Origin of the sequence: Thermoanaerobacter thermocopriae JCM 7501, assembly GCF_001310975.1 — a bacterium.
Taxonomy (GTDB): Bacteria; Bacillota; Thermoanaerobacteria; order Thermoanaerobacterales; family Thermoanaerobacteraceae; genus Thermoanaerobacter; species Thermoanaerobacter thermocopriae.
Genome location: NZ_BAZY01000048.1, coordinates 1 through 10,530 on the forward strand (window position 1 = coordinate 1; position 10,530 = coordinate 10,530).

Below are 10,530 nucleotides of genomic sequence, written 5' to 3' on the forward strand. Positions count from 1 at the left end.
AATAGTTCCCAAATAAAATCATAATTCTAGGAACAATTAAATATCTTACAACTATTGATAGAAAAATATTGAGAAAAAAGAAGAATTTTCTTACCTTAATATCAAAGGTAGTAGGCGTCGAAAGTAATTATTAAAACCCTCTAAAAAGAAATTTATATTATGTTTTGAACCACTTAATTTCTCAAAAACCAATTTTTTTTTGCAAATTCTTTTATTTTTGCAATTTGAATAGCATTTAAATTTATAATATCAGTATTATCTATACTAGTAGAAGAATCTTCAATCAAAAGTAACTTGGTATCTTTCTTCATCACAGTATTATGCCATAAAGTTTGAGGAATATTATAAACCCGCATTGGTTTCATCTCTTCTACACCAATTATCAACTCACCATCAATTTCGTTTGCAAAAATAATAAGACATCTTCCATTTAAAAGTACAAACAATTCATCTGTTTCATTGTGACGCTCTAACAATTGATATTGACAATATCGTTAGAATTTTTCCAATTTTTTATACCTATCGTCCATTTTTTATTATCATATACACGGATTAAACCTTCACCTTCGTATTCATATCTTTGAATTTTCATTAGAGATTCACCTCTTCATTTGATTATTATACTCGCCTGGGGAATAAAAGTCTTTCTTTAAGGTTACTAATTTTTATTTGATTTTACTAATATCATGAATTTATTAGCCTTTTACTGCACCTGCCGTCAATCCCTCAACTAATCTCTTTTGAACAAAGAAGAATATTACGCACACTGGTATAATTGTAATAATACCACCCGCCGTTAATAACCCCCATTGCACACCCAGTTCTCCAACTAAGGTTTTAAGCGCCACGGGAATAGTACGGCTTACTTCGTTTGTAAACATAACAGCAAAAGTATATTCATTCCATGATGTCATAAAAACATAAACACCTGTTGCAATAATACCTGGCCTTAACAGTGGCAAAATTACTTTTACAAACGCCTGTACTTTATTTGCACCATCTACCATTGCTGCTTCCTCTAAAGAGATTGGCAAATCATTTATATAACCAGTAAGTAACCATATTGAAAACGGCATTGTAAATGTTATATAAGAAGTATCAACGCCATAGGAGTATACAATATCCCTATGTTACGCATAATTGAATAAAGAGGAATTAAAAGCAAAACAGTGGGAAACATGTTATTTGTTAAAAATAGCATCATAAACATTTTTTCCCTCTAAAATTGTATCGAGAAAAAGCATATGCGGCTAAAGTCGAAACTAAAATTGAAATAATAGTAGTGCTAAGTGCAACTATAAAACTGTTTATAATTGGCTTTATAAAATTAAAATTAACAAATAATTTTTGGTATGATATAAAAGTTATGTTTCGTGGCCAATATGTTATAACACTGCTATAAAGTTCTTTCTCTGATTTTATAGATGTCACAAAAGTCCAATAAAAAGGAAAAAGCAAAAATAGCAACAATATTACTAATGGAACATAGTGTAAAATAATATTAAGTAAATTATTTGTGTTTTTCACTTTTAGCCCTCCTCATCTTTAAACATTAATTTTAAATATGGAATTGCTACCACCAATAGCATTAAAGTAAGCAAAATAGCCATTGTTGAAGAATAACCCAAATTTAACGAAGTAGTTGTATTAAAAATATAGACACTTAACGTCTGAGAAGAATAGGCAGGGCCACCGCCTGTCATATTAACAATAACATCAACAGAATTTGCTACCCAAATTATACGAAGTAATGTTGTAACAAGTATCGTGTTCTTTAAAGAAGGTATTGTTATCTTAAAAAACTTTTGTACTACGTTAGCACCATCTATATCAGCAGCCTCATATAATTCTTGTGGAATCTGTTGGAGTCCAGCTAATAGCATAATGGCAAAAAAAGGGATTCCTTGCCAAATAATTGCAACAACAGTAGCCGGAAATGCAGTATCAAGATACGCCAAAAAAGGAATCTTCTTATGAAGAAATCCAAGTCTCAATAAAATATCATTTAAAATACCGTATGTCCCATCATAAATCCACCTCCACATTAATGCAATTAACACACCTGGTGTTACCCATGGAATAAGACTCACAGACCTAACAATTCCTCTTCCTTTAAATTCTTTATTTAAGAGTAATGCTAGAAGAAAACCAAATACAAATTGAAAACCAACCCCAAATATTACCCATTCAATCGTCCTCTTAAATGACAACCAAAATATGGGGTCCTTAAACACTTGAATATAATTATTTAAGCCAATAAAATGTATATCTGATGGCCTTCTCAAATCATAGCTTTGAAAACTCATTAACATCGCTTTACCAATAGGTAGAAATATCACAAGTATTACAACTATTAATGCAGGCAAAATTAAAAGATATGGCCATACATTTACTTTTTTTTTCAATATTGTCACCTTCCTTTTTATCTAACTTACTGTAACGTAATTTTTACATATGGTTTCACCTTAAATTAATATTTTGGTACCATTATTCCATTAACTATTGCTCTTTATTTATCTCTATGCTCACACAAAAATAGCACTTGTCATCTTTGAAATTATTTTTTTACATACCCCTTTTTATTTTTCAGTAACCCAAGAATATTATTTAAAACTTAGGGTTGCAATAGAACCAATTGCAACCCTATCAATTTAAAAATTACTTGGTACCCCACAGACCCTTCTGTAATATTTCCATGGCTTCTTTAGCTGTAATTTTTCCCAAAAGTGCAGCTTGAACCGTATTAGGCCAGGTATTATTAATCCAATCTGTTGTTGTATCAAGTATTGGGAAAATACCTGCATGTGGCATACCCTCAATTGAAACCTTCATAAATTTATCGTTTTGGAATTCAGGCAATTTTTGCACTCTTTTGCTGACTGGAATATTTCTTGTAAAAGAGCACCATTCTTCTTGTCCTTTGCCTGTTGCTAAATAAGAAATCCATTTAAAAGCAGCATCTTTATTTTTAGAGTTAGTAAATATAACATTTTCCGTATCACCAAGTGATGTCCATTGATTTTTACCAGCTGGGAATACAAAGGCATCAACATCATCACCGAAAGTTTTAACCATATCCTTAGAAGACCCAATATGATGAATCATCATCGCAGTTTTTCCAGCTTTAAAATTTGCTAATATTTCCTGAAAGCCATCTGTTGGAGCTGTAGGTGGAACATAACCATTCTTATAAAGATTAATAAAATCCTGCATGCCAGCAATTGCTTCTGGACTTGTTAAATTTTCAAAATTGCCACCACGTGCCCAGATGAAAGACCCCCACGGCTCGTGTCCACCTTTACCCCCTCTCATGCCAAAGCCGTAAACATCAATTTTTCCATCACCGTTCGTATCTCTTGTAAGCTTTTTACAAGCTTCTAAAAATTCTTCATATGTTTTCGGAACAGTAACACCTGCTGTTTTAAACATTGAAGGTCTATAATATACATAAAGAACCTGTATGTTCCACGGCATGACATAAATGCTATCTGTACCACTAGCGTCTTTCATAATTTCGTATAAGTGATTATCAATATCATCCTTGTCACTCCAGTTAAAAATGTAATCATCAAGCTTAACAAGAAGATTATTCGCTGTAAAAAGAGGAGCACCTGTTAATTTAAAAGCGGCAGCATCTGGTCCACCTCCACCCATTACAGCTGTAAATAATGTATTCATATACTCGCCGCCATTCCAAGGATATTCTTCCGCAACAACCTTAATATTCCATGGATTAGTAGCATTAAATTCCCTAACAATTTCCTGCATTTTAGCAGAATAGTCTGGATTATCGGCCCAGTACCAATAAGTTATTGTTGTTACTTCCGAATCCTTTGAATCACTCGCTGATGAATTTTGAAATTGTGGAGATTTGTTTGAACAGGCAGTTACAAACACTGAACTAAAAATTGCTAACATTAAAACAACGGTCAAAAACCTTTTCATATTCTCCCTCCTATACTTTTTTGGATTTTTTGTATATATTTTCAAAGGAATCCCTCCACTTCTTGCACATTTCCTATAAATTATCACCTACAAAAACAAAGCGGAGGAACTCCTATGAAATTCAAAGTTAGACCATTATCTCCATCAGGATTTTTGTGATAATATCTAACTCTTTTCTGTCTACTATTATCCTTATTATAAAATTACCAAATATTAATAATGTTATTTTCATTATGCAAAAGTTTTTATATTCCCATTATTTAGTTCATCTTTCATTTCCTTGATTTACCGAAAAATTAATAGAATTATATTATTTTTCAAAAGTACCAGTACATTCTTAATTATCCAAATTAAACTTCGCTTTTTCTTGCTGCTTTAATCGTTTTTTCATATTATTGTTCTTAATTTTCTCTCTTTCTCTATTATTCAATTTCAATTACATACTCCTTCGCATTATTAAATGAAATATCCTGAACTATCTTGCCCAGCAGTTCTATATCATTTGGAGCTTCTCCATTTTCTACCCATTCACCAAGCAAATTGCAAAGAATTCGTCTAAAATATTCATGCCGCGTGTAGGATAAAAAGCTTCTTGAGTCTGTCACCATCCCAATAAACCGGCTTAATAAACCTGTGTTTGCAAGTGCTTTCATCTGCTCTATCATGCCATCCTTGTTGTCATTAAACCACCATGCAGCACCAAATTGCATTTTCCCTGCTATTTTCCCGCCTTGAAAGTTTCCTATCATTGTCGCTATTACATAGTTTGCTGCAGGGTTTAATGTGTATAAAATAGTTTTTGGCAAAGAATCCTCTACTTCAAGAGCGTCTAAAAGTTTTGCCAGAGGATATGCAATTGTAAAATCGCTTATTGAGTCATACCCTGTGTCTGGTCCAAGTATTTTATACATTTTTGTATTGTTGTTCCTCATTGCTCCAATGTGTAATTGCATCACCCATTTTAATTCAGCATATTTTTTGCCTAAAAATATTAAGGTGTATGTCTTGAAACTATCTATTTCTTCTTTTGTTAAATGCTGTCTCATTAATGCTTTTTTGAATATTTTCTCTACTTCTTGTTTTGATGCTTTTTGATAAAATACGTAATCTAAAGCATGGTCTGAGATTCTGCATCCTACTGTGTGAAAAAATTCTATCCTCTTTTCAAGGGCTTGTAAAAAGTCATCGTAATTATTTATTTCTTTTCCTGTGACTTCTTCTAATTTTTTTAGCCATGGAATAAAATCTTCTTTTTCAATTCCTAAACCTTTATCTGGACGAAATGCAGGTAAAACTTTTACATCAAATTCGTTTTGTTCTTTTAGCTTAATATGGTATTCTAATGAGTCCGTCGGGTCATCTGTTGTTATTATGATTTTGACATTTGATTTTTTTATTATGTTCCTTACGTTAAAGTCATCATGATTTATAACTTCATTCGCTCTTTCCCAAATGGATTTCGCTGTTTTTTCATTTAAAAGGTCATATATTCCAAAATATCTTTGTAATTCTAAATGAGTCCAATGGTAAACTGGATTCCCTATTGCCATGGGTATTGTTTTGGCATATGCCATAAATTTATTGTAATCATCAGCATTTCCTGTAATATATTTTTCATCTATTCCATTAGCTCTCATAAGTCTCCACTTGTAGTGGTCACCATATAGCCATATTTCAGTGATGTTTTTAAATCTTTTGTTTTCATATATTTCTTTTGGACTTAAATGGCAATGAAAGTCATAAATTGGCATGTTTCTGGCATATTGGTGATACAGCGTTACTGCTATATCATTTGTGAGTAAAAAGTTTTCATCCATAAAGTTTTTCATCTTACTTATCCGCCTCACATTCTAGATATTTTCTTAGTGTTTTCTTTACTGCTCCAGGGCCAGCAATTAGTTCTTTAAAGTAGTTCTCTATTTTTTCTCCCAATCCTACTTCATAGAGATTTAATCCAAAAATGTGTTTATTTGAAAGAACAGGTCTTAAATTGTCTTTTACTGACTCTATATCTCCTAATTTTATATTTGAAACGTGGGATTTTAAATCTTCTAATAAGGGGTCTGGACTCAATGTCATTGGTCTTCCTTCATCATCTACACCCATTAAGTATCTACACCATCCTGCTATGACAAGTGGAATGTATTTTAAATCTGTAACGTTTAAGTCTTCTCTTTGCTCGTAAGATTTTATCGTCTCTCCAAATCTTATTGCCATTTTTTGTGATGTGTCTGTAGCAATTCTTTGCGGTGTATCCGGCATATATGGATTTGGAAATCTTATTTCTATTACTTCTCTCAAGAATTCTTTTGGGTCCAATACACCCGGATGAACTACAACTGGAAGCCCTTCGTCATACCCTATTTTTTCAACTAGTTTTTTTAAACATGGGTCTTCCATTTCTTCGGCTATTGTGCTATAGTTTAACAAACAACCAAAAATCGCTAATGTTGTATGCAAAGGATTTAAACAGGTTGTCACTTTCATTCTCTCTACTTTTTCTACTGTTTCTTTATCTGTAAAAATTACTCCTGCCTCTTCCAAAGGAGGCCTCCCGTTAGGAATTTGTCTTCTATTACTAAGTAATGTATTTTTTCTGCGTTAACAAAAGGTGCTATTACAGTATTTCTGCTTGTTTTAATTATATCCATTTTTTCTAAGCCGAGGCCTTCTAATTTTTTCTTTACTTCTTCTGAAGGTCTTGGCACTATTTTGTCTATCATAGTTAAGGGAAAAGATACTTTTGATGGATTTGTAAGATAATCTAAAAATTTTTCTTCAACCATTCCTTTTTTTATCCATTCTTCTGTGATTGTTTTTACTGAACTGAAAAGTCTTTCTCCATTTCCTGAGAAGTTATCTAGACTTACAAGTGCAATAGGATATTTCCCTTTTAAATATCTTTCATAGACTAGTGAGGTAATTTTTGAAATGATGTTTCTAGGTTTTTCTGGCCCTTTTTGTATGTCTTCTTTTACTTCTTTGATGTATTCTCCTGAAAAGTCTTTTAGGTTGTAGGCTTTTTCAGTTATTGTAAAGCTTGCTATCTGTAAAGAGGGATTTGTAAATATGTTCTTGAGTTTTGTCCAATCTTGACTCCACGGATCTGCTAATATTTTGTCACTTATACTGCCTATTACCTCTGTTTCGAGAGTGCCATCAGCGTGCATAATCACCAATAGGCTTAAATTGTCATAAGGAATGTATACTTTTTCAATTATCTCATAATCGTAAGATTCTACAGCAATTATTCCTGTCTCTGTAAGACCTTTGTGCAAAAGATCTTGCTGTAACAATGCGATAAATCCTCTAAAAATGTTTCCTGCACCAAAGTGTAACCATGTGGGATTTTGTTTGGTTTTCTCTGCTATTTTTTCTACATCATAGTTTGGAAGCTTTATACCTGCATGGCGCCATCTGTCAATGTCTTTTATACCTTCTCTGGTTAAAAGCATATTGTCTCTTCCTTTCTGCGTACTATTTTATAAAATCCATACTAACTCATTCCTTGTTTTGTGGATTATCTTGTGTTTAATATATATATTCTACATAAATCCAAAAAATCCTTCTTGATTTTTTAATTTTTTATTTTGAATTTTTGTTAAAAGAAAAAGGGATTACAAAAAATCCCCTTTAATTCAATATTGTCTATTCTTTCTTATGGATTATTGTGTCTCCCATTCAGTGTGAAAAATTCCTTCTTTATCTATTCTCTTATAGGTGTGAGCACCAAAGAAATCTCTTTGTGCTTGAATGAGATTTGCCGGAAGGTTTTCTTCTATCATGCTCAAAAAATAATCTAATGAAGAATTAAGCACAAAAGTAGATAGATAAAATTCTTTGGATAAATTAGTGATGTATTTTATTGAATCAATTTTATTCATCAAGAAAGACAGTGCTTTTTCACTGTTCAACAGATTTACATTTTCGGTATTTTCTTTAATAATTTCTCTCAAGAAATCTAAAATTTTGGCTCTTATGATGCAGCCGCCTTTCCAAATTCGCAGCACTTCTGAAAGGTCAATGTCATAGTTAAAAGTTTTTGAAGCCTCAGATATAAGCCACAGTCCTTGAGAAAAAGAGATGAAAACACTAAAAAGTAATGCATTCTCTAAATCAACTATTATTTTTTCCTTGTCCACATTAGTGGTGGTATAAGTTTTTGTCACTTTTTTAGATAATTCTACTCTTGCCTTTTTAAAGAAAGACAAAGTTCTTGCTTCTACCGCAAGGTTTAAAGAAGGTGTAGGGATTCCTAAATCTAATGAGGTTTGGGAAGTCCACTTACCTGTGCCTTTTTGTTCTGCTTCGTCTAATATAAGGTCAACAAGGTGTTTCCCTGTTTCTTTGTCTTTGTATTTCATTATTTTATAAGAAATCTCCATCAAAAAGGAGTTTAATTCCCCATTATTCCATTTTTCAAATATCTCTCCTATCTCTTCAGGAGAAAGTTTTAACACTTTTCGAAGTACATCGTAAGCCTCAGCTATTGCCTGCATGATGGCATATTCTATACCGTTGTGGACCATTTTGACAAAATGCCCTGCAGAATCATTGCCAACATATGTACAGCAAGGGCCTGCTTCTGTCTGAGCCGCAATCTTCAGAAGAATATCTTCTACCATCTTATAAGCATCGTAAGACCCCCCAGGCATTAAAGATGGTCCGTGTAAAGCTCCAGCTTCTCCTCCTGATACTCCCATTCCAAGGTACAATATGCCTTTTTCTTTTAATTCATTAATTCTCCTGGAGGTATCTTTAAAATAAGAATTTCCACCATCAATGATTAAATCTCCTTTGTCAAGATAAGGTAATAGCTGTTGAATCACATCATCTACTGGTTTTCCCGCTTTTATCATGAGAATAACTTTTCTTGGTTTTGCTAAAGATTCTACAAAAGACTTGATATCATAATAACCTTCTATATTTTCAACTTTTACTCTGTTTTTAATAAATTCCTGGGTAGTATTAGCTGTCCTGTTAAAAACAGATACACTATACCCTTTTCTTGCAATATTTAGAGCGAGATTTTGTCCCATTACTGCTAATCCAATTAATCCAATGTCTTTCATTTGATTACCTCCTACTTTTTATAATTTACTGTGAAGTTCAAATAAACTTTTAAGCTCTTTTGTCAAACTCTCAAAAAATTCAAATTTTCTGTTATAATATCTTATTTTATCCTCTACTGGCTGATATATATTTTCAATTTTTACTAATTTATTTGTAGCTTCCTCTAAAGTCTTGTATCTTCCTAAAGCATAATATCCTAAAAGTGCAGAACCCAAAAGTGCCGGTTCTTCTGCCTTAGAAACTTTAATTGGTAACCCTAAAACAGAGGAAAAAATCTCCATCCACAAAGGTGACTTGGTCCCTCCACCTCCTGCCCTAATTTCTTTTATATTCACCTTGTTATCTTTCAAAGCTTCGGAAATTCTTCTCAGAGAAAAGGCTACTCCTTCCATAGCGCTTTTATCATTTGACCCTTTGTATGAGTATCTTTAAGTCCAAAAAATACGCCAGATGCTATATTACCTATCTCTTTATCCCTTTCCCCTGTCAGATAGGGAAGAAAGAAAAGATTTGCCGAATCCTCTTTTGAAGCCTCCGCTGTCAATTCATCATATGACATATCAAAAACATTGTCTCTTAGCCATTTTAATATAACTCCAGCATTGTTTATAGCAGCTCCTATAAACCATTCGCCACAACAAAGATAATAAGTTTGAAGCCTCATTAAATCTTCTCTGTCAAAAATAGCTTCAGGACAGGCTACCCTAAACATTGCAGTAGTACCTATATTTATAGCTCCTACTCCTTTTTCAAAAGCGCCAATTCCTATTCCTACAGCTCCACCGTCATAAACTCCTGACAAAACTTTTACTTCTCCTGAGAGGCCTAAGATTTTTTTTGCATCATCAGGAAGGTCCATTAAAATTTCTTCCGATGGGACTATTGTAGGAAGCTTTTCTTTATCAATTCCTAATATATCAAGTACATAATCATCCCACTTTAAAGTATTTACGTTCATATATCCTGTTGCAGATGAAATGCTGGGCTCTGTAAAAGGTTCCCCTAAAAGTTTTAGTAAAATAAAGTCTTTAGAACTCAAAAAAACCGCGTTTTTTCAAAGATTTCTTTCCTTTTTTTCTTAATCCAGTATATTTTAAACAAGGGAGCATGAAAAGTTGGAGTATATCCTGTTTTTTTATAGACTTCTTTTATGTCTACTTCATTTAAAAGCTCTTCAAAAATCTCTTTTGGACGTAAATCCAAAAGAGTCATTACTCCCATTAAAGGATTTAATTTTTCGTCCACAGGAATCAGCCCAAACATATAGGAAGAAGGCACAATTAAAGAAATTTTATCCTCATAGCCTTTTGCTGCTTCTTTTGCCGCTTCTACAAAGGCATTAAAAAGAACATCTGGATTGTGTTCCGCCTTTCCATCGCTTCCTTTTTCTACCGGAGTTTCTTTTCTGTACAGGCTTAAAATATTTCCTTTTTCATCTACAACTCCAGCTTTTAAATTGGTAGTACCGATGTCAACGGAAAGAATTAAATTTTTTTCCATGGCCTACCCTCC

7 protein-coding genes and 2 pseudogenes are annotated in these 10,530 nt (G+C 32.8%); all 9 read right to left on the minus strand.

The genetic code is table 11. The features are described from left to right. Positions 1 to 173: 173 nt before the first annotated feature. The 9 genes and pseudogenes from JCM7501_RS11780 to JCM7501_RS16330 all read right to left on the minus strand — a co-directional run bounded on the left by JCM7501_RS11780 (position 174) and on the right by JCM7501_RS16330 (position 10,518). A complete protein-coding gene (locus JCM7501_RS11780; RefSeq protein WP_218184440.1) occupies positions 174 to 476 on the minus strand; it encodes a cupin domain-containing protein in 303 nt (100 codons plus the stop codon). Between the two features lie 219 nt (positions 477 to 695). Beyond that, positions 696 to 1,121 (minus strand): carbohydrate ABC transporter permease, encoded by a 426-nt coding sequence (locus JCM7501_RS16785; protein WP_306301461.1) that lies wholly within the window; start codon positions 1,119 to 1,121, stop codon positions 696 to 698. Positions 1,122 to 1,200: 79 nt separating this feature from the next. Next, positions 1,201 to 1,527, minus strand: coding sequence for an ABC transporter permease family protein (locus JCM7501_RS16790; protein WP_218184442.1), 327 nt, complete (start codon positions 1,525 to 1,527; stop codon positions 1,201 to 1,203). A gap of 2 nt (positions 1,528 to 1,529) precedes the next feature. Further along, positions 1,530 to 2,405 carry a carbohydrate ABC transporter permease gene (locus JCM7501_RS11790; protein ID WP_028992002.1) on the minus strand — a complete coding sequence of 292 codons (876 nt, stop codon included), beginning with the start codon at positions 2,403 to 2,405 and terminating at the stop codon, positions 1,530 to 1,532. 253 nt (positions 2,406 to 2,658) lie between these two features. Beyond that, complete coding sequence (locus JCM7501_RS11795; protein WP_211232387.1) at positions 2,659 to 3,990, minus strand: ABC transporter substrate-binding protein; 1,332 nt, start codon at positions 3,988 to 3,990, stop codon at positions 2,659 to 2,661. A gap of 377 nt (positions 3,991 to 4,367) precedes the next feature. After that, the gene (gene uxaC, locus JCM7501_RS11800) at positions 4,368 to 5,774 is read right to left on the minus strand and encodes a glucuronate isomerase (RefSeq protein ID WP_028992000.1); all 1,407 of its coding nucleotides are present in this window, start codon (positions 5,772 to 5,774) and stop codon (positions 4,368 to 4,370) included. A 1-nt stretch (position 5,775) separates the two neighbouring features. Then, a pseudogene (locus JCM7501_RS11805) lies at positions 5,776 to 7,400 on the minus strand (mannitol dehydrogenase family protein). Between the two features lie 210 nt (positions 7,401 to 7,610). Continuing rightward, positions 7,611 to 9,017, minus strand: a complete 1,407-nt coding sequence (gene gndA / locus JCM7501_RS11810; protein WP_028991998.1) for an NADP-dependent phosphogluconate dehydrogenase — start codon at positions 9,015 to 9,017, stop codon at positions 7,611 to 7,613. Positions 9,018 to 9,035: 18 nt separating this feature from the next. Next, positions 9,036 to 10,518, minus strand: a pseudogene (locus JCM7501_RS16330) (gluconokinase). Positions 10,519 to 10,530 lie beyond the last annotated feature (12 nt).